Origin of the sequence: Citrobacter pasteurii, from assembly GCF_019047765.1 — a bacterium.
Lineage (GTDB): Bacteria > Pseudomonadota > Gammaproteobacteria > Enterobacterales > Enterobacteriaceae > Citrobacter > Citrobacter pasteurii.
This window is the reverse complement of the sequence record NZ_CP077262.1, coordinates 1,872,768-1,893,021: the sequence shown is the minus strand read 5'-3', so window position 1 is coordinate 1,893,021 and position 20,254 is coordinate 1,872,768. Positions and strand designations below refer to the sequence as shown.

Below are 20,254 nucleotides of genomic sequence, written 5' to 3'. Positions count from 1 at the left end.
GGCGCCTCCGGGCAACTAAATTACTTCAGTGATCCTTTAAGGAACTGCTGTAAACGCGGGCTTTGTGGGTTCCCAAACACCTGCTCCGGATTGCCCTCTTCTTCGATTTTTCCCTGATGCAGGAAAATAACGTGTGAGGAAACGTGGCGGGCAAACCCCATTTCATGCGTCACGACCACCATGGTTTTCCCTTCCTCAGCCAGCTGTTGCATGATGCGCAGCACTTCGCCCACCAACTCCGGATCAAGCGCCGAGGTTGGCTCATCAAACAGTAAAACCTCCGGCTCCATCGCCAGCGCACGGGCAATTGACACACGCTGCTGCTGACCACCGGACAGGTGCACCGGATATTTACCCTGCGCACGCTCATCAATACCCACTTTAGCCAGATACTTCACCGCACGCTCGCGGGCTTCATGCTTGCTCAGCCCCAGCACCTGAATCGGCGCTTCCATGACGTTTTCCAGCACCGTCATGTGACTCCACAGGTTGAAGTGCTGAAAAACCATCGTCAGCCTCGTACGTAACAGACGCAGCTGATTTTTATCTGCAACCTTCAACTGACCGTCTTTGTCGCGCACCAGGCCAATATTCTGGCCGCTAACCACAATCGTTCCAGCGCTCGGCTTTTCCAGAAAGTTTATGCAGCGCAGGAAGGTACTTTTACCCGAACCTGACGAACCAATAATGCTGATAACATCACCCGCGTTGGCCTGCAGCGATACCCCTTTCAGCACTTCATGTTCGCCGTAGTGCTTATGTAAATCGATAACGTTTAATTTATTTTCAGACATCGTGTTACTCGAATCATTTAGAGGATACATGCTGCAACCAGCGTTTTTCCGCTTTACGGAACAAGCTAATCAGGACATACGAAATAATCAAATACAGAACAGCGGCAATACCGAAGGCGGTAAACGGCTGATACGTTGCCGAGTTGATATCGCGGGCGATCTTCAACAAATCAGGCACCGTGGCGGTAAATGCCAGCGCCGTGGAGTGCAGCATTAAAATCACTTCATTGCTGTATGCCGGCAGCGCAATACGCAGCGCGGAAGGTAAAATAATGCATCGATACAGTTTAAACGACGAGAAACCGTAAGCCCGCGCGGCTTCAATCTCACCATGGGGTACGGAACGAATAGCCCCGGCGAAAATCTCCGTGGTATAGGCGCAGGTATTCAGCGTCAATGCCAGCACGGTACAATTCAGCCCGCTGCGGAAAAACGCGTTGAGGAAATCGGTTCCTTTCACGATCTCCAGCGTATACATCCCGGAATAAAACACCAGCAGTTGAACGTACAGCGGCGTGCCACGAAAAATATAGGTAAACAGCCAGATGGGAAACTGGATAAATTTATTATTGGAAACGCGACCAATCGCCAAAAACAGCGCCAGTATCCCGCCCATCACCACCGACGAAATCAGCAACCACAATGTGATCGCCACGCCGGTGTAGCGATAGCCGTCGGTCCACAGCAGGGACTTCCAGTACTCCTGAATAATCTCAATCACAGGTCAGCCCTCTTCACACCCACGGAGTAGCGGCGCTCAAGGTACAGCAGCACACCATTAGACACAGTGGTAAACACCAGATAGATGACCCCGCACACCACGGCAAAATAGAACGGCTCCCAGGTACTCTTCCCGGCAAGCTGAGTGGCTTTCACTACGTCTTCAAGTCCGAGCAACGACACCAGCGCCGTGGCCTTCAGAATCACCTGCCAGTTATTGCCAATCCCCGGCAAGGCAAAACGCATCATTGCCGGAAACATAATGCGACGAAATATTTGTGAGCTGGTAAAGCCAAATGCCGTCGCGGCCTCAATATGACCTTTCGGTACCGCCATAAACGCACCACGGAACGTTTCGGTAAAATAGGCCCCGTAGATAAATCCAAGCGTAATAATCCCTGCGACCATCGGATCGATATCAATCTGGCCGATACCGATTGCATCGGTAATGGTATTCAGCGCGATTTGTAACCCGTAGAAGATGAGCAGCATTAAGACCAGATCGGGAACCCCGCGGATAAGCGTGGTGTACCCTTCGAAAATAAGCTCCATTGCCCGGTTTTGCGAAAGCTTCGCTGCCGCGCCGACAAGGCCTATCAGGACCGCCAGCACTACCGAGCTGAGAGCCAGCTCCAGCGTAACAATCGCGCCCTGTAAAATAACACCTGAAAAGCCATACAACATGCTGCCTGTCCTGTCGTGTGTGGTGGAGTAATAAGCCTCTTTTGATTTCAGACTAACCGTTAAATGCCGGATGGCGGCTTTGCCTTATCCGGCCTACAAAATCACCGTAGGCCTGATAAGCGCAGCGCCATCAAGCATAAATTCAACGCGTCAAAAATCTACGGGCTTTATCAGCACCTGCGGTGATTAACCGCCGTAAACATCAAAATCGAAATACTTTTTCGCCAGCTTCTCGTAAGTACCGTCAGCACGCATCTCTGCAAATGCTTTATTCAGTGCTTCACGCAGTTCGTTATCGTCCTTGCGCAGCCCCATACCGGTACCGACGCCAAACAGTTTCTCGTCTTTCACTGACGGGCCGCCGAATTTGTAATCTTTACCTACTGGCTGCTTCAGGAAGCCTTCGCTGGCCGCGACTTCATCCTGGAATGCGGCGTCAATACGCCCGGCAGTCAGGTCAGAATAGATATTGTCTTGCCCCTGATAAGAGACGATTTCAATGCCTTTTGGCGCCCAATGTTCGTTGCCGAACGTTTCCTGAGTCGTGCCCTGTAGCACACCGACACGTTTACCTTTCAGAGACTCAATGGTCGGCTGAATAGCGGAATCTTTAGCAACCACCAGACGAGAGTCGGCTGCATAAAGCTTGTCGGTAAAGGCAATCTCTTGCTGACGTTTTTCAGTAATGGAAAGCGACGACATGATGGCATCGATCTTCTTCGCTTTTAACGAAGGGATCAGCGCATCCAACGGGTTTTCCACGAAGGTACATTGTGTATTGATGCGTTTGCAGAGTTCTTTAGCCAGATCGATATCAAAACCGACCAATTCACCCTGCGCATTTTTCGATTCGAACGGCGCATAAGTAGGATCGGTACCGATACGAATTTTTTGCGGGATGGCTGCAAATGCTGCGGTAGCACTGGAGAAAGCCAGAACCAGAGAAAGAGACAACACCAGTTTTTTCATAACTATCCTCAACAGACTGTCTTTTATAGGGGATCTTTACAGGACCAGGTGCAGTTATCGTGCCATTAATCAGGCCGACAAGGCAAAGCATTCTACCCTGTCGGCGGTATTTATTTGCATGAAAAGCGCTTAAGTATGCAATCATACCTATTAAAGCCACGATAAAAGCACCAAAACAGTGCACTGAAATCATTATGCACCGTAATGGTTAACCCCTATGGTGCAGTCAATTCCCCGCTGCGACGTATTAATCGCCGTAGACATTGAAGTTAAAATACTTACTCGCCATTTTGTCGTAGGTGCCATCTTTACGCAGTTCGCCCAACGCTTTATCAAACGCCGCTTTCAGCTCGACATCGTCTTTGCGTAAGCCAATCCCGGTTCCGTCGCCAAAGTATTTTTTATCTTTTACCGAAGGACCTGCAAAGTCGTAGTCCTTACCGGCAGGCTGCTTCAGGAAGCCTTCGCTGGCCGCGACTTCATCCTGCAATGCCGCATCCAGACGGCCCGCCGTCAGGTCAGAATAGATCAGATCCTGGTTCGCATAAGCCACCACATCCACGCCTTTGCTACGCCAGTTGTCATTGGCATAGGCTTCCTGCGTCGAACCTTGCAGTACGCCAACATGTTTACCCTTGAGTGAATCCAGGGTCGGTTGAATTGGGGAGCCTTTCGCCGCGATCAGACGTGAGTCTGCTGCGTAAAGTTTGTCTGAGAACGCAATCTCTTGCTGACGCTTCTCGGTGATAGAAAGCGAGGAGATAATGGCATCAATTTTTTTCGCTTTCAGCGACGGGATCAGCGCATCAAAGTCGCTGGCAACCCAGGTACATTTGATCTGCATGCGCTTACACATCTCATTTCCCAGATCGATATCAAAACCGACAAAATCGCCTTTGGCATCTTTAGAGGAAAAAGGTGCATACGTGGTGTCCGTACCGATACGAACTGTCTGCGGAAGTGCTGCGTAGCTGGCCGCGGTGGCACAGAGTCCTACCAGCAAAGACAAAGCAAGAACCGTCTTCTTCATACATAACCCTCAAGTGGCGTAATTTTATTATGTTTTACGTTGTGTTGTGTGTTTGCAGACTTTTTCATGCAGGTCTTATGCCATTTTCGCATCGATGAGGATATTCGACGTTAAATATGTTAATAAAACGTTGCAATATTGTCCTGATTTTGAAGATAGCAGGTCTGACGGTTGAACCGCAGCGTTTCGTTGCGTTTTAACGAATTAAATGTTGAGGATATGATCGCGGTTACAAAATTGCCCTGAAACAGGGCAACGAATGTTTATTTGCACGTTGATGGAACGACTTATGCGCCCTGCCAGCGAGTGAACAGATCCTGCGGAAGGGTGATATCAAACTGGTCAAGTACGCGATTAACCGTTTGATTAATCACATCATCAAGCGTCTGTGGCCGATGATAGAAGGCGGGAACGGGTGGCATAATCACCGCGCCAATTTCTGCCGCCTGCGTCATCAGACGCAAGTGTCCGAGATGCAGCGGCGTTTCGCGCACGCACAGCACCAGCGGGCGGCGTTCTTTCAACACCACATCTGCCGCACGGGTAAGCAACCCATCGGTGTAGCTGTGAACAATACCTGAAAGCGTTTTAATTGAGCATGGCAGGATAACCATTCCCGCCGTCTGGAAAGAGCCAGATGAAATACTGGCGGCAATATCACGCGTATCGTGTGTCACATTCGCCAGCGCCTGCACATCGCGCACGGAGAGATCCGTTTCCAGCGCCAGCGTCTGCCGGGCCGCGGCACTCATCACCAGATGGGTTTCCACATCGGTAACGTCACGCAAAACCTGCAGCAGGCGCACGCCGTAAATTGCCCCGCTTGCGCCGCTAATCCCTACAATGAGTCGTTTCATTTTATCTTTCCATCACTTGATGGGCTAACTGTGCCGTATTTCTTTACCACAGACAACCTGGAATCACCCACCTCTTCAGTCCGCAAAGCAGGTTTGAGCACAAACCATGAAATCAGAATACAAACCATAAAGGCCAGTTCTACCAGCATAATCACGCCCCCTTTTTCACTGAACCAGGTTCCCACCATAATGGCAACGTTAGTGACGATAACAAACCTGGCTATCCAGGGAAAAAACGGTGAACGATAGCGCAGTAAATCAGGGGAATACTTCCCGTCATTCACAGCCTTGCGAAACCGATACTGACACCAGCCAATGGTTATCCATGCCAGACAGCCCACCTGCCCGGTACTGGCAATCAACAAAATATAGAATTTCTGTGCAGGAATATATCGGGTCAGCATCGATACCAGAGCCAGAATCACCGTTATCAGAATAGCGTAAACAGGCACGCCGCTGGCGTTAGTCCTGGCGAAAAAACGAGGGGCGAAACGGTCGCCAGACATTGACCATAGCATGCGTGAACTGGCATAGATTGCGGAATTCGCTGCTGACACAGCAGCAGAGAAGATGACTAGCGTCATCAGTAAATCTGCGCCAGGCATACCGACACGTGAGAATACCCACACGAAGGGGCTGGTTCCATCAGGTATCTTTCCCTGCGGATAAACCAGCGCCAGAACGGCAATCGCCAGACCGTAAAACAGAATAATACGCAGACCGATACCCAGAATCACCCTGGGTAAGACGATGTGTGGCGACTCCGTTTCGCCTGCCGCATTGCCAACCAGCTCAACGCCCTGGAACGAATAGATGACGATTGTCATACAAACCAGAATTTGCTCCCATCCGTGAGGAAACCACAACCCTGCACTTTTTAACGTTGGATGCCAGCTCGTGTCTCCTGACAGCGAGAAGATCATTACCCCGCCCGCCGCGATAAAAAGCACTATCGCGAAAACCTTTATCGCAGATAACCAGTATTCACATTCGCCGAAACTTTTCGCCGAACAGAGATTGATAAGCATTAGCACGACAAGAATGATAAGGCAGAAGAAGTGGACGGGAATAACGGGGAAAAATTGATGGGCAATGAAGCCCGCGGCAGTCAGATCCGCCGCCAGGGAAAACACCCAACTCAGCCAATACAGCCAGCCAATGGTATAGCTCCAGATGGGATTGGGCAGGAACATCAACGCATAATGTTGAAAAGAGCCCGAGTGGGGAAATGCGCAGGACAGTTCGCCAAGGCACATCATGGTAGCCAGCATAATCGCGCCAGCAAACAAATAAGCCAGCAATGTTCCCGCTGGCCCAACACTATTCAGCGGTTCGGCAATGCCGATAAACAAACCCGTGCCAATGGTCCCGCCGAGCGACATCATCAGCAAATGGCGCTTTTTAAGGTTTCGTCGTAGCCCATTTTCGGGTTCGGCGGGGGATTGCGCTTGCAGGGTACTCATGGTCACTCCCTGTCTCAGAAAGGGTCAGAGACGCCGCCACAGACGCATCACTGTGGCGGCAGTGGCTTAACGAATAAACCGCGTGGCAACGCCCTTCGTCTGACAGGCCATCAGAAGCCCTGTGTAGTCGAGTTCAAAGCGGATGACATCCCCGACTTTCAGCGGCTGCTCGCATGCTTCAATATCCACCAGCGTATGATCGCTGGTCTGTCCCAGGATGGTGATATTGTCGTCGCAGGGCACGCAGTTATCGGAAGGGACGTCCTGTCGACCAAACGCCAACAACGCCCGCTTGCGAGTACCATGATCAACAAAGGTTTTTGTTTGCAGGAAGGCGTCTACACCAAGCTCTCCAACGGGTATTGTCGGCTTGCTGTTCAGCTCAATAATCTCTGCCTCAAGGACATACATATCGGAACAGGCTTTTTCCACCGGCTTTGCAGAGTGATGAAATTCGTTCAGATACTTCATCTCGACATATTCAATGCCGAACTCATGTAGCCCCCCGATCCGCAGGTGGTTTAACCCCTTAGGCCAAATGCCTTTATCCAGTAAATGGTAGCTGGTGCAATTACCGGCAGAGAGTCGGCGAACTGCCACACCGCTGTCCTGCTCGACTCGTGCGGCCAGTGCCAGAAAATCTTCACCATTTTTCACCGTCGGCAGGACGGTGCCATAGCAGTTGAAGTTGGTTCCCAGACCATACAGTTCCAGGCAAGGCAATTCCTGAATGAGTCGGATGGTGCTGAGAATGTGTGAATACTCGGTGAACCAGATACCTTCGCGTAAATCCCCCATATCAACCATCAGCAATACCTGATGCGTTTTCCCCTGGCGTTGGGCTTCCTGCGATAATGCCTGCAAAATGATGGGTTCGCTGTTCAGACTGATATCGGCATAGCGGATAACATCTTCAATCTCACTCAGACAAGGACTGCGGAGCAGACAGGTTGTACAGCCGATTTCACGGATTTTTTTCAGGTTATAGGTCCGCGATTCTGCAATCACCTTAATGCCGCCATCAAATACCGCCTGTGCGGTTTCAACACAACCATCAAAAACTTTATTGACAGCCATGACCTCAATCCCACTGCTGGCTAACAGCGCTTTTTCCGTTCGGGCATTTTCTTCCAGCTTGCGTAAATTGATTTCCAGGATTGGCATATACATTTTATTTCCCTCCTGCCACGCTCAGACGAGCATTACGTTTCTGGGCCCGGTGATAGATACATTCAGCAACGATAACGGCCAGCAACGCGCCACCGACGATCTTGCCGGCGTACTGGAAATAGCCTCCCATATCAATTTGTGAAGGCGGGATAAACAGCAGCGCGACAGCAAAAGCGATGGAGATAAATCCAAGTGCAGGCAGTACGGCAGGTAAGATTTTCCCTGGGATTTTGAAGCTTCTTGGCGTATCCGGTTGCGTCTGACGCAAACGCCAGAATGCCGGGAACATCACCAGATAAGGAATGAAATAGGTGATGGTCGTCAGGGCAGTCAACATCCAGTACGCCGCGGCGACACTCGGGGAAATAAAGGTTGAGAAACACAGTACCGTGACGATTATTGCCTGCACGATCAGCGCAAAGGCTGGCGTTTTCCAGACCGGATGCAACCGGGCAATTTTATCCCCTAACAGATTATCCTCACGTGAGGCTTCCTGAAGCATGTAGATAGGACCTACCAGCCAGGAATTGATCTGACCTAACGCGCCAAAAAACATACAGATTGCCATTACCGGGATCAGCCAGGGCATATGTAACGTATCCGCCGCGGCATGCATGGCCTGCATCACGCCCGCCACAATATCGGTTTTTCCCGCAGGCAACAGGGTGTTCAGCGCCCAGGTACCGACCATATAAATCCCAACAATAACGGCTGCAGAAACCGCCATCGCGCGCGGGAAATCACGTTGCGGATTGCGCGTACGTCCGGCAATCATCGGCGCGACTTCCAGCCCGGCGAAAGCAAACATCATGCTCGACAGAAAGACGATAGTATCCCAATGGCTCAGATCGGGAACCCAGTTCGCCGCCGTCGCATAATCGGTTTGCATCTCATGCCCGGTCGCCAACCACACAATAGCCAGGATAATCAAAATGGCGGATGGAATGAACACGCCGCACCAGGCGCTGACGCTGTTAATAATTTTGGTCCACTCCATGCCGCGAATATTCATTAGCGTCAGCAACCAAAAAATCACCGCCGAACCAATACCAATAAAGGCTTTATTCTCCGCGAGGCCCCCGCCTATCATGTAACCCAACGCCGTAAAACCGAACTGCAGCATCAAAGGGAAAAACAACACGCAGGAAAAGAGGAAGCACACCACCACTATCCACGCGATACGTTTCCCAAACGCCTCTTTAATCCAGACGAATATCCCACCATCTTTCGGCCATCCGGTCGACAGCTCGCCGCACACCATCGCCAGCGGAAAGAACAGACAGAATGCAGCTATCACCCACAGCAACATTGCTGAAGCGCCGTAGGGCGCGACATTGGGTATTTGCCGCAAACTCAGAATGGCAATGACATTCATAAAGACAATGTCTTTGATGCCAAGTAAGCCAGAACTATTGTTACTCATGGCCATCTCCTGTTATGCACTCAGGGGCATCACTGCCCTCTTCGAATCACCTGACTCACGGACTCCAGCCGATGCCGGAGTCCACAAATGAGATTTAATAAATGTCGTACTTGACCATGTCTTCGTAACTGTCTTCCCGACGGATTAAGCGGTCTTTACCCTCTTTGTCTATCATCACAACAGCTGAGCGTGGGCGGTTGTTATAGACGGTTTGGCTTTCGATGGTATAAGCGCCCGCATCCAGAAACGCGACGATATCGCCGATTTGCGTGTTCTGCGGCATCAGGAATTCTTCCCCCTTCACCCCCATATGGAAGTAATCGCCGCCATCACACAGTGGTCCGGCGAGTTTGATCCACGCATCGTGCGAATCAGTCATTCTGGAGGCGTTGTAGACGTAGAAGAACCAGTCAAAATGCTGGCTGTCTGACAGCACGCTGTATCCGGCATCAACAAATTTCCATTCAACATGGCATTCGACATTGCCGTTCAGGTCGTAGTTTGTTTTACGTTTTTCACAGGCAACTTCGGTTAACAGGACAGCAGCCGAGCCGGTCACTTTACGCCCAGGCTCAATGCAGATCTCCACATCCGTACGCCATTTATGAACTTCACGAATAACCGCATCAGCAAAGTCCTGCGCCGTTATCCCGGCATACATGTTGTCTTTCAGCGGATCGCCATTCTCTTCGTCATATTTGTAGGGTACTGGAATACCGCCGCCTACATTGATGAGATCAAATTTAATGCCCAGAACCTCTTCCAGACGCCGGGATTCATCCACCAGTACTTTGGTCGCTTTGGCAAAAGGTTCCGATTCCGGCACCTGGTCACCCACATGCATGTGCAATCCGCGCAGATGGACATAAGGCATTTCCAGGATCCGCCGACAGGTTTCTTCCGCTTGCTCCAGATCCAGTCCCGATTTAGCGTGAAAGGCCGTCACCAGCTCTGCGTGCGTCGCAGAAGGAACGTTTGGTTCCACGCGAACACAGACATTGGCGACTTTCTTCAATTTACGGGAGATCGCGTCGATATGATCCAGTTCATACAGGCTGTCAACGTTGATCAGGTACAGATCGTTGGCAATGGCATATTCCAGATCTGCAGGTTTTTTCACTACGCCGTTAAAAACGATCTGATCGCCACGAAAGCCAATTTCCAGACATTTACGCACTTCGTACTGTGAATTTGCCTCTGCACAAATTCCTGCGTCACGAATGGCCTGAAGAACGCCCATTACTGAACAGGTTTTAGAAGCAAAAAAGGTTTTGGTGTTTTGGTGGGCAGCGAACGCCTGCTGGATTTCGTTGATATTACGAATGATCTCTGACTCAGAGAACACATAAAACGGGGTTGGATACTTGCGTGCTAACGCATCCAGATCCACGCCATCAAAACACAAGTGCCCCTCTTTTTGTTGGAAACGGCGATCGTTCTCTATCACCTGCTCACGTACCCGGTTGTAGTTTTGAATAATCGAATCAGTCATAACATCCTCTGCTTATTTTCATTGTAAGAGTCCACATTCTTTTAATGGATATATAGCAACAGGCATGCCATGTTTTTATTGATTAAAAATCAACTAGTTATAAATAATCGCGAATTATATTTTTTGTCATTTAGCGAGTTATTCATCACAACGACGAAAATTCGTCATATTTATAATGATGCAGCGAAAAACAGGAAAAGAAGGAATCTGGCTATGGCTTCAACCAACGAAGAGCTGGCTGCGGCACTTAAAATGTTCTCCCGCTTCTTCGACCTCATCCATCAACCCCTGGCGGTGATCAATGAACGTGGCGAGTATGTCTACTACAACCAGGAAAGCGCGGATCTGGATGGATACAGCATTGAGCAGGCATTGGGAAAACATATGCTGGATGTCTATCCGAGCATGAAAGAGACGCAAAGCACCATGCTTTCATCATTGAAAAAGGGCGTGGAGTATATCGGTCACTACCAGATTTACTATAACGCACGCGGCCAGGCGGTGGATTATCAACATACCACCGCCCCACTCTGGTCAAGCGATGGCAGCATGATTGGCGTGATTGAGATTGGCAGAAATATGTCCGGCGTCAGGCGACTGCAGGAGCAGGTTGTTGAACTTAACCATCTACTCTATGCCGATCGCCATGAAAAACACCACGCTATCATCACTGAGAATGCGGAAATGCTGCACAACATTGCGAAGGCAAAACGCCTGGCAGCCAGCAATATTCCCGTGACCATCGTTGGAGAAACAGGAACCGGTAAAGAGCTTTTTTCTCGCCTCATTCATCAATGCAGTAAACGCGCTGATAAGCCTTTCATTGCCCTGAACTGTGGCGCACTCCCGCCGACACTCATTGAAAGTACACTTTTCGGTACTGTCCGCGGTGCGTACACCGGAGCAGAAAATAGTCAGGGGTATCTGGAACTGGCCAACGGAGGAACGCTCTTTCTGGATGAACTAAACGCGATGCCCATTGAGATGCAAAGTAAGCTCCTGCGTTTTCTCCAGGATAAAACGTTCTGGCGGCTGGGCGGTCAACAGCAGATCCATTCTGATGTACGTATCGTTGCAGCAATGAATGAAACGCCCGCACGGCTGATCCAAACAGGTAAACTACGCGCAGATCTGTTTTATCGTCTGAATGTGGGCATGCTCACCCTTCCGCCTTTACGCAAACGTCCGGAAGATATTGCGCTACTGGCTAATTATTTCATCGATAAATACCGTAATGATGTGCCGCAAGATATTCATGGATTGAGCGAAGCCGCACGCATTGCCTTGCTTCATCATACCTGGCCCGGCAATGTCAGGATGCTGGAAAATGCCATCGTGCGCAGCATGATTATGCAGGAAAACGACGGAATGCTAAAAAAGATTGTCTTCGAAGAGGAGGAATTAAGCTTAGGCGTTACGGATATCCCAACCGTTGTCAGCCGCCCAGTAAGCGCGGAGTCGGAGGGAGATGGATCCCTCGACGTGCAGGTAGCCAGGTTCGAAAAAAGCCTGATTGAAACGGCACTAAATACCTGTCAGGGAAATATTGCCGCTGCGGCACGCAGTCTCAATATTTCCCGAACGACGCTGCAATACAAGGTACAGAAATACGCCATTCGCTTCGGCGTGGTTAGTGACTGATGAAAGCCAGCGACATTTTGCCGCTGGCGATATCATTAACCTTCGTTGTGCATCTCAAGGTTTTCCGCTTCGTTCTGGCGCAAAATCGCTTTGGCGTCGTCATTACGCAGGGAGTCGAGGAAATCGAGATACTGCTGGTCGACGTCTTTAGTGACGTATACGCCGTTAAACACTGAACATTCAAACTGCTGAATATCCGGGTTCTCAGCGCGGACGGCTTCAATCAGATCGTTCAGATCCTGGAAGATAAGACCATCTGCGCCAATTATCTGGCGAATCTCGTCCACTTCGCGACCATGAGCAATCAGTTCCGTCGCCGTAGGCATATCGATACCATAAACGTTCGGGAAGCGAATTTCCGGGGCAGCAGAGGCCAGATACACCTTCTTCGCTCCGGCTTCACGCGCCATCTCGATAATCTGTTCTGAGGTGGTACCGCGCACGATAGAATCATCCACCAGCAGCACGTTTTTATCACGAAATTCCGCACGGTTGGCGTTCAGCTTGCGACGCACGGATTTACGGCGCAGCTGCTGGCCTGGCATGATAAAGGTACGGCCCACGTAGCGGTTTTTCACAAAACCCTGACGGTACGGCTTACCGAGAATACGGGCAATTTCCAGCGCGATATCACAGGAGGTTTCCGGAATCGGGATCACCACGTCGATGTCCAGCTCTTCCCACTCACGAGCAATTTTTTCGCCAAGCTTGGTACCCATGTTTACACGGGCGCTATAGACGGAAATCTTGTCGATAAAGGAGTCAGGACGTGCGAAGTAAACGTATTCAAACAGGCACGGATTGCTGACCGGGTTATCGGCACACTGGCGGGTAAACAACTGACCTTTTTCGGTGATATAGACCGCTTCACCAGGGGCAACGTCGCGCAGGAATTCAAAGCCCAGCGTATCCAGCGCTACGCTCTCAGAGGCCACCATGTATTCGGTACGACCATCGCCAATATCACGTTTACCCAGCACCAGCGGGCGGATGCCGTTAGGGTCGCGGAAGGCAACCATACCGTGACCGATAATCATCGCCACGCAGGCATAGGCGCCGCGGATCTGGCGGTTGGTTGCGGCAATAGCAGCAAAAATATTGTCGGCTTCCAGCGGATAGTGGCGGAAATTATCCAGCTCGCTGGCGAAAATATTCAGCAGAATTTCAGAATCTGAAGTGGTATTGATGTGGCGGCGCTTTTCTTCGAACAGCTTTTTACGCAGCTCATGCGCGTTGGTCAGGTTGCCGTTGTGGGCAAGCGTGATGCCATACGGTGAGTTGACGTAGAAAGGTTGGGCCTCAGAGGCGCTGGAGCTGCCAGCCGTTGGGTAACGCACATGACCAATGCCCATGTTGCCCTGCAAACGCTGCATGTGGCGCGCTTCAAAAATGTCGCTCACCATTCCGTTCGCTTTACGCAAGCGGAAGCAGTTGTTGGCATCAATGGTGATGATGCCAGCGGCATCCTGGCCACGATGCTGGAGCACCGTTAACGCGTCATAAATCGACTGGTTTACCGGCATAACACCGGCGATACCGACAATACCGCACATACGTCTTTTCCTCGTTCAGCAACAACCCAAAGTTTATACTTTGGGCAAGAAACTTGACGAGCTTTGCAGATAGTCAAAGAACCATCTGATGATGAAACTGAACTGCGGGATCAGCTGCGACTTACTCCAGTCTTCACTTTTCGACAGACCGGTAAACGTATCGAGAAAGAACAGTATGGCGGCGACGATCAGCGCCCCTCTCAGGGCACCGAAGCAGATCCCCAACACCCTGTCAGTACCCGACAGGCCTGTTTTCTCCACCAGCTGGCCTATCACGAAGTTAACGATAGCGCCGACGATAAGTGTCGCGATAAACAGTATCGCGATAGCAATCCCATTCCGAACCAGTTCGTCTTCAAAGCCCGTAAACCAGACAGACAGGTAAGTGTAGTAATGGCTGGCGACAAAGAAAGCACAACCCCAAGTCACCAACGATAATGCTTCACGTACAAAGCCACGGATCAGGCTAACCAGACAGGAAAAACCAATCACCGCGATAATGGCGTAATCAATCCAGACCATAAGTGTCCCACGATTTTACGCCCTGTCGTCCTGTTCGGGGCGCATTCTAACAGAAAAAGAAAACGTTTGCGTAGGGATTTCCTTTCCACGCGTAAATAAAAATGGCGCTGAAAAAATCTTCAACGCCATACCGTTTTATGCCTCTTCGGGCACTGCCGGACAGCGGTGTTTACCGTATCCGGCCTACATGAGCCCCCCCTTTAATTAGGGGTATATCCCATCACAACCCCACTCAGACCGGAGATTTTTTGCAGTTCTCCCAGCGAGTTTTTCAGCTTATCTCTGGACGCATCAGGCCCAACGAGAATGCGGGTTATTTTACCCTGTACCGGCGTTGACGGGGAAGTATATACCCGGAAGCCCGCACCACGTAACTTACCGACGATCTCATTGACCTTATCCGCATTTTTCAACGCACCAAGCTGCACAACGTAGGCTTTCCCGGTTGGTGCCGGCGCGTCTTCGACGACCGGTTTCGGTGCTGGTGCAGGAACGGGCGTCGGCGCCGGAGCAGCGGCAACAGGTTGCGGCTTCGGTTTAGGTTTAGGTTTTGGCGGCTCCACAGGCGCAGGGATAGGATCGAACTCTGCGTTGTTTGCCGTCGTCAAACGTGAAGGATCCAACGATGGCGCGGCAGCATCACCGGCACGCACTTCTTCTGCGGCACCTTCCGGTGGTTGCGTCGGCAGTGCCTGCGTCGCCGCAGGCATCATGTCCGGTTCATCGCGATCGCCGGGTTTCGGCACCAGCGGGATCGCCGCAAACTCATCCTGATAATGCTTTTTCTGCCCGTCAAGCAGCCCGGGGAGCACAATCACCCCCAGCGCGACCAGCACAATTGTGCCGACTAATCGATTCTGAAACTTACTCGCCACCGCTTCTCCCCACGTCTATTACTTCCATGACATGTGCGACAGTGTGAAACGATCCACACACCAACACGGTATCTTCTGGCTTCGCCTCAGCCAGGGCCGCAGACCATGCCTGCGCCACGCTGTCGTAGGCTTCGCCATTACCCAAGTGCTCCAGCAGTTGTTCTGCCGTTGCACCACGCGGGCCTTCCAGAGGCGCACAATACCAGTCGTCAACCACGCTTTTCAACCAGGCTAACGTACCGGCAATGTCTTTATCATGTAGCATACCGATAACGGCAAGTACGCGCCCTCTTTTCACTAACTTTTTCAGACGTTCAGTCAAATATTCCGCCGCATGCGGATTATGAGCAACATCAAAAATCACCCGCGGTGACTCGCTCACAATCTGAAAACGCCCCGGTAAAATCGCGTGTTCGATGCCGTCACGAATCGCCTGCTCACTGACGTTAAGCCCGCTGGCGCGCAGCGCGGCCAGTGCGGTAGCAGCGTTAGGTTGGGGAACCTGCGGCAACGGCAGTTGGGTCAGCGTACCGTGGCTATCGGTGAATGACCAGTCGTTCTCCGTAACCGAATAGCGCCAGTCCACACCACGGCGCTGCAGTATCGCCCCAGTCTCTTGCGCCACATCCGCGATGGTATAGGGCATTTCCGGCTCACCGACGACGGCCGGTTTCTCTGCACGAAAGATCCCCGCCTTCTCGCGGCCAATGCTTTCACGATCGGGCCCCAGCCAGTCAGTATGGTCAAGCGCAATGCTGGTGACCACCGCGACATCGGCATCGACGATATTGGTGGCGTCAAGACGCCCGCCCAGCCCCACTTCCAGAATCACCACATCAAGCTGCGCCTGTTTAAACAGCCATAATGCTGACAGCGTGCCGTATTCAAAGTAGGTCAGGGAAATATCACCACGCGCCGCTTCAATCTCAGCAAATGAGGCGGTATGCGCAGATTCCGGCAACTCCCCCCCCTGCACGCGGACACGTTCCGTGTAGCGCACCAGATGGGGAGAACTGTATACACCGACTTTATATCCTGCTGCGGTCAACACAGATTCCAGCGTACGGCAGGTCGTGCCTTTTCCGTTGGTTCCCGCGACGGTGAAAACAAACGGCGCAGGTTTTAATACGCCCAGTTTTTGCGCCACCAGACTCACGCGTTCAAGACCTAAATCAATGGTTTTACTGTGCAGGTTTTCCAGATAAGAAAGCCACGAGGCCAGGGGCGACGTGGCTTGGGGAATACGTTTATTGTCCATGTTGCCTGTAGATTCGTTATGTTGAGAAAAGCAAAAAGGCAGCGCCAACCGGCCTGCCCTTTTGTACTCGTCATCATTCAAGTTGCAGGTGTGTTGGCTGCGCTCGCTCACCCGAATCAATTAGCAGCGTAAACTCATCGGGATGAATTCTCTTGCCACTGGCCTGCAACCCGAAATCCATAGAGTAAACTATCAGACCTCTGATTCCTGATCAGCTGCCGGAGGCACCACCTCGCCTTCACGCGGCTCATCCGGATTCGGCGCAGGAAGATTCATCAGCTTCGCCAGAACGCTTGCCAGTTTCAGACGCATTTCCGGACGGCGGACGATCATATCGATAGCGCCTTTTTCAATCAGGAACTCGCTGCGCTGGAATCCCGGCGGCAGTTTCTCACGTACGGTCTGCTCGATCACACGCGGCCCCGCAAAGCCAATCAGTGCTTTCGGTTCGGCAATGTTGAGATCGCCCAGCATCGCGAAGCTTGCGGAAACACCGCCCATCGTTGGGTCAGTCAGTACAGAAATATACGGTAAACCGCGTTCCTGCATTTTCGCCAGCGCGGCAGAGGTTTTCGCCATCTGCATCAGAGACATCAGCGCTTCCTGCATACGCGCTCCGCCAGAAGCGGAGAAGCAGATCAGCGGACAGTTATCTTCCAGCGCCTGTTCAACGGCACGGACAAAACGCGCGCCGACGACAGAGCCCATGGAGCCGCCCATAAACGCGAACTCGAATGCCGCAGCAACAACCGGCATACCATGCAGCGTGCCTTTCATTACTACCAACGCGTCTTTCTCACCGGTCTCTTTTTGCGCAGAAGCCAGTCTGTCTTTGTATTTTTTGGAATCACGAAACTTCAGCACATCTTTCGGCTCAAGCTCGCTACCCAGTTCCACAAGAGAACCTTCATCTAACAGGCTATGCAGGCGATTACGCGCCGACATGCGCATGTGATGGTCACACTTCGGACAGACCTCAAGATTACGTTCCAGCTCAGCACGGTATAAAACCTGACCGCAGCTATCACACTTGGTCCACACCCCTTCAGGAATGCTTGCCTTGCGGGTGGGAGTAATGTTGCTTTTAATTCGTTCAATCCAGCTCATTGGTGACCTTTCTGCCTGAACCCTAGTCAGCTTTGTTATAAGGGGCGCATAATGCCATTTTTGCCCCTAACAGACCATGAATGTTGCACATTAAAACATAACAGCCCGAAACTTTGGATAAAAAAGTGGTCGAACCGCTGAGTTACTTTCTATTTTGCAGCCCGTGACGCAGCACGCTTATGGCGAATCACTTCAATCACTCCCGGCAATACGGAAAGAATGATAATCGCCACAATCAATAATTTCAGGTTTTCCTGAACGATCGGCAGATCGCCGAACAGGTAGCCTGCGTAGGTGAATAACAATACCCACAGCAGAGCGCCGACGACGTTATACATCGCAAAATGACGGTAGGACATGTGTCCCATCCCGGCAACAAACGGCGCAAATGTACGCACGATAGGCACGAAACGCGCAAGAATAATGGTTTTACCGCCATGACGCTCATAGAACGCATGGGTTTTATCCAGATAGCTGCGGCGAAAAATTTTGGAATTGGGGTTGCTGAACAGCTTCTCGCCAAACAATCGCCCGATGGTGTAATTCACCGCATCGCCCACAATCGCCGCCACTATCATTAACGCCACCATCAGATGGACATTAAGATCGTTCGTTGGCAGCGCAGAAAGCGCACCAGCAACAAACAGCAGCGAATCTCCTGGCAGGAACGGCGTGACCACCAGTCCCGTTTCACAGAACAGAATCAAAAACAGAATAGCGTATACCCAGATACCGTATTCCGCGACCAGCTCCGCCAGGTGCACATCAATGTGCAGGATAAAATCGATGAGGAAGTAAATCAGATCCATAATTTTGCCTTTATACGACTCAAATTAGTCCGCCAGAAATAGCGGGCCCATTGGCGGTTTTGGCAGGTCGAACCGATCCGGGTAATCTACTGCAACCAGATACAGTCCTTCCGCTTTCGCCGTTGCCGCTGCCAGCGTTCTGTCCTTCGCCGCTAACAGTTCTGCTATCCAGCTCTCCGGCTGGTTGTGGGTGCCTACTTCCATCAGGCTGCCGACAATATTCCTGACCATATGATGTACAAAGGCATTCGCTTTAATATCCACCACCACATACGCACCGAAACGTTCGACGTTAATGTGCATCACGTTACGCCACGGTGTGCGCGACTGACACTGCACCGCCCGAAACGAGGTAAAATCATTTTCGCCAATCAGACACTGGGCCGCACGATGCATACGCTCAGCGTCCAGCGGCTCATAGTAATGGGTTACCCCTTTACCTAAAACCGCAGGGCGCAACCGATGATTGTAGATGATGTAGCGATAACGGCGAGCCGTGGCGCTGAATCGGGCGTGAAAATCATCGGGTACAGCTTTCACCCAACGTACGGCGATGTCACCAGGTAAATTCGCATTTACCCCCAATGTCCAGGCCGCATCTTTACGCTGGGCAGTCGTTTCAAAGTGCACAACCTGCCCTGTGCCATGAACGCCCGCATCCGTGCGTCCCGCACAAAAGACATTAATGCGTTCATTCGCCACCTGAGAGAGCGCTTTTTCCAGTTTTTCCTGAACACTACGCACTTCGTTCTGGCGCTGCCAGCCATAATATTTGCTGCCGTCGTACTCGATGCCCAGCGCAATTTTATGGGTTGACGGCTGTTGCAGGTCAGACATTAGTACAGGTACTCCTGCACCAGTTTTTCCGCAATTTTCACCGCCATCAATGCCCCGCCAAAGCGTACGTTGTCTGCCACTGACCAGAACTGAACCTGCTCCGGCATGCCGTAATCGTTATGCACGCAGCCAATGGAAAGGTGCGGAGAGCCTGACGCATCGCCAACCTGAGTCGGGAAATCGGTCTCTTCTGACAACACCACATCTTCACCGCGTGAAAACGCGTCACGTGCTTCTTCCGCCGCCAACGGACGCAGGGCTTCAAAATTCACCATCTGCGCATGACCGTAGAATACCGGTGACTGCACGATGCTGGCTGAAATTAACAGGCCATCATCCTGCATAATTTTACGGACTTCATCGACGATACGACGTTCTTCGCGCACACTGCCTTCGCGATCGGGCAACAGCGGTAGCATATTGAACGCCAGTTGGCGGCCAAAGAAGTCATCCTCGTCAATCGGGATGCCATTAAGCAATTTCGCACTCTGTCCGGCCAGTGCGTCTACGGCTTTTTTACCGTGAGCGGAAGCCGAGATAATGTTGGTTACCGTAATACGTGAGAGGCCACCGTCATCGATCAGCGGTTTCAGCGCGGAAAGCAGTTGACTGGTCAGGCTGTTTGGCACCGCGATAACGTTACGATTGCGGTAATCCGCCAGTACAAATGGGTTAACGTCCGGGACGACCAGCGGAACGTCAGGCTCGAGCGCAAACAGACCACTGCTGTCAATCACCAGACAACCGGCATTGGTTGCTTCTTCCGCCCATGCGGCAGTGGCTTCAACGCCCGCGACAAAAAATGCCAGTTGAGCCTGGGTCCAGTCAAAGTCAGCAACATCCTGGACAATGACCGATTTACCGTTAAAACGCAGGTGTTCACCGGCGCTTTCATTGCGTGCCAGCGCATAGATTTCACCGACCGGGAACTGGCGTTCAGCCAGCGTATCGAGCAGGGCTTCGCCTACGGCGCCCGTTGCGCCCAGAATGGCAATATTCCAGCCTTCAGACATGGTGATTTACTCCAGAAATACATAAGCGTCCCTGTCG

19 protein-coding genes are annotated in these 20,254 nt (G+C 51.5%); 1 reads left to right on the top strand and 18 read right to left on the bottom strand.

The window, feature by feature from the left end; all coding sequences use genetic code 11:
- Positions 1-20: 20 nt before the first annotated feature.
- The 10 genes from hisP to dokD form a co-directional block, all read right to left on the bottom strand.
- Complete coding sequence (gene hisP / locus I6L54_RS09140; RefSeq protein WP_005129511.1) at positions 21-794, bottom strand: histidine ABC transporter ATP-binding protein HisP; 774 nt, start codon at positions 792-794, stop codon at positions 21-23.
- A gap of 13 nt (positions 795-807) precedes the next feature.
- Entirely contained in the window at positions 808-1,515 is a 708-nt protein-coding gene (gene hisM, locus I6L54_RS09135) for a histidine ABC transporter permease HisM (RefSeq protein ID WP_005129513.1), read from the bottom strand.
- Positions 1,512-2,198, bottom strand: coding sequence for a histidine ABC transporter permease HisQ (locus tag I6L54_RS09130; RefSeq protein ID WP_005120213.1), 687 nt, complete (start codon positions 2,196-2,198; stop codon positions 1,512-1,514). The genes hisM and I6L54_RS09130 overlap by 4 nt, the downstream gene beginning before the upstream one ends.
- A gap of 186 nt (positions 2,199-2,384) precedes the next feature.
- Positions 2,385-3,167: a histidine ABC transporter substrate-binding protein HisJ gene (gene hisJ, locus I6L54_RS09125; RefSeq protein WP_003028120.1), complete on the bottom strand. Its 783-nt coding sequence runs from the start codon at positions 3,165-3,167 to the stop codon at positions 2,385-2,387.
- A gap of 247 nt (positions 3,168-3,414) precedes the next feature.
- Positions 3,415-4,197, bottom strand: coding sequence for a lysine/arginine/ornithine ABC transporter substrate-binding protein ArgT (gene argT, locus I6L54_RS09120; protein WP_040231361.1), 783 nt, complete (start codon positions 4,195-4,197; stop codon positions 3,415-3,417).
- Between the two features lie 287 nt (positions 4,198-4,484).
- On the bottom strand, positions 4,485-5,054 hold the full coding sequence (locus tag I6L54_RS09115; protein WP_005120208.1) for a UbiX family flavin prenyltransferase: 570 nt from the start codon (positions 5,052-5,054) through the stop codon (positions 4,485-4,487).
- Positions 5,051-6,517, bottom strand: coding sequence for an amino acid permease (locus I6L54_RS09110; RefSeq protein WP_075551357.1), 1,467 nt, complete (start codon positions 6,515-6,517; stop codon positions 5,051-5,053). Before I6L54_RS09110 ends, I6L54_RS09115 begins: the two co-directional genes overlap by 4 nt.
- Positions 6,518-6,583: 66 nt before the next feature.
- Entirely contained in the window at positions 6,584-7,687 is a 1,104-nt protein-coding gene (locus I6L54_RS09105) for an alanine/ornithine racemase family PLP-dependent enzyme (protein WP_005120206.1), read from the bottom strand.
- A gap of 1 nt (position 7,688) precedes the next feature.
- On the bottom strand, positions 7,689-9,110 hold the full coding sequence (locus I6L54_RS09100; protein WP_040231362.1) for an APC family permease: 1,422 nt from the start codon (positions 9,108-9,110) through the stop codon (positions 7,689-7,691).
- A 94-nt stretch (positions 9,111-9,204) separates the two neighbouring features.
- A complete protein-coding gene (dokD, locus tag I6L54_RS09095; RefSeq protein ID WP_005129673.1) occupies positions 9,205-10,602 on the bottom strand; it encodes an ornithine/lysine decarboxylase DokD in 1,398 nt (465 codons plus the stop codon).
- A gap of 213 nt (positions 10,603-10,815) precedes the next feature.
- Between dokD and I6L54_RS09090 the strand changes: the two genes are divergently transcribed.
- Positions 10,816-12,243, top strand: coding sequence for a sigma-54 interaction domain-containing protein (locus tag I6L54_RS09090; RefSeq protein WP_005129674.1), 1,428 nt, complete (start codon positions 10,816-10,818; stop codon positions 12,241-12,243).
- 35 nt (positions 12,244-12,278) lie between these two features.
- Here I6L54_RS09090 and purF read toward each other — a convergent pair whose 3' ends face one another.
- The 8 genes from purF to I6L54_RS09050 form a co-directional block, all read right to left on the bottom strand.
- The gene (gene purF, locus I6L54_RS09085) at positions 12,279-13,796 is read right to left on the bottom strand and encodes an amidophosphoribosyltransferase (protein WP_040231365.1); all 1,518 of its coding nucleotides are present in this window, start codon (positions 13,794-13,796) and stop codon (positions 12,279-12,281) included.
- 33 nt (positions 13,797-13,829) lie between these two features.
- Complete coding sequence (gene cvpA / locus I6L54_RS09080; RefSeq protein ID WP_005129678.1) at positions 13,830-14,318, bottom strand: colicin V production protein; 489 nt, start codon at positions 14,316-14,318, stop codon at positions 13,830-13,832.
- 200 nt (positions 14,319-14,518) lie between these two features.
- Positions 14,519-15,193 carry a cell division protein DedD gene (gene dedD, locus I6L54_RS09075; protein ID WP_040231367.1) on the bottom strand — a complete coding sequence of 225 codons (675 nt, stop codon included), beginning with the start codon at positions 15,191-15,193 and terminating at the stop codon, positions 14,519-14,521.
- Positions 15,183-16,451 carry a bifunctional tetrahydrofolate synthase/dihydrofolate synthase gene (gene folC / locus I6L54_RS09070; protein ID WP_005129680.1) on the bottom strand — a complete coding sequence of 423 codons (1,269 nt, stop codon included), beginning with the start codon at positions 16,449-16,451 and terminating at the stop codon, positions 15,183-15,185. The genes dedD and folC overlap by 11 nt, the downstream gene beginning before the upstream one ends.
- A 192-nt stretch (positions 16,452-16,643) precedes the next feature.
- Positions 16,644-17,558 carry an acetyl-CoA carboxylase, carboxyltransferase subunit beta gene (gene accD, locus I6L54_RS09065; RefSeq protein WP_005129681.1) on the bottom strand — a complete coding sequence of 305 codons (915 nt, stop codon included), beginning with the start codon at positions 17,556-17,558 and terminating at the stop codon, positions 16,644-16,646.
- Between the two features lie 149 nt (positions 17,559-17,707).
- Positions 17,708-18,367, bottom strand: a complete 660-nt coding sequence (locus I6L54_RS09060) for a DedA family protein (protein ID WP_040231369.1) — start codon at positions 18,365-18,367, stop codon at positions 17,708-17,710.
- A gap of 24 nt (positions 18,368-18,391) precedes the next feature.
- Positions 18,392-19,204: a tRNA pseudouridine(38-40) synthase TruA gene (truA, locus tag I6L54_RS09055; protein WP_005129692.1), complete on the bottom strand. Its 813-nt coding sequence runs from the start codon at positions 19,202-19,204 to the stop codon at positions 18,392-18,394.
- Positions 19,204-20,217: an aspartate-semialdehyde dehydrogenase gene (locus I6L54_RS09050; protein WP_040231370.1), complete on the bottom strand. Its 1,014-nt coding sequence runs from the start codon at positions 20,215-20,217 to the stop codon at positions 19,204-19,206. The genes truA and I6L54_RS09050 overlap by 1 nt, the downstream gene beginning before the upstream one ends.
- Between the last annotated feature and the right edge of the window lie 37 nt (positions 20,218-20,254).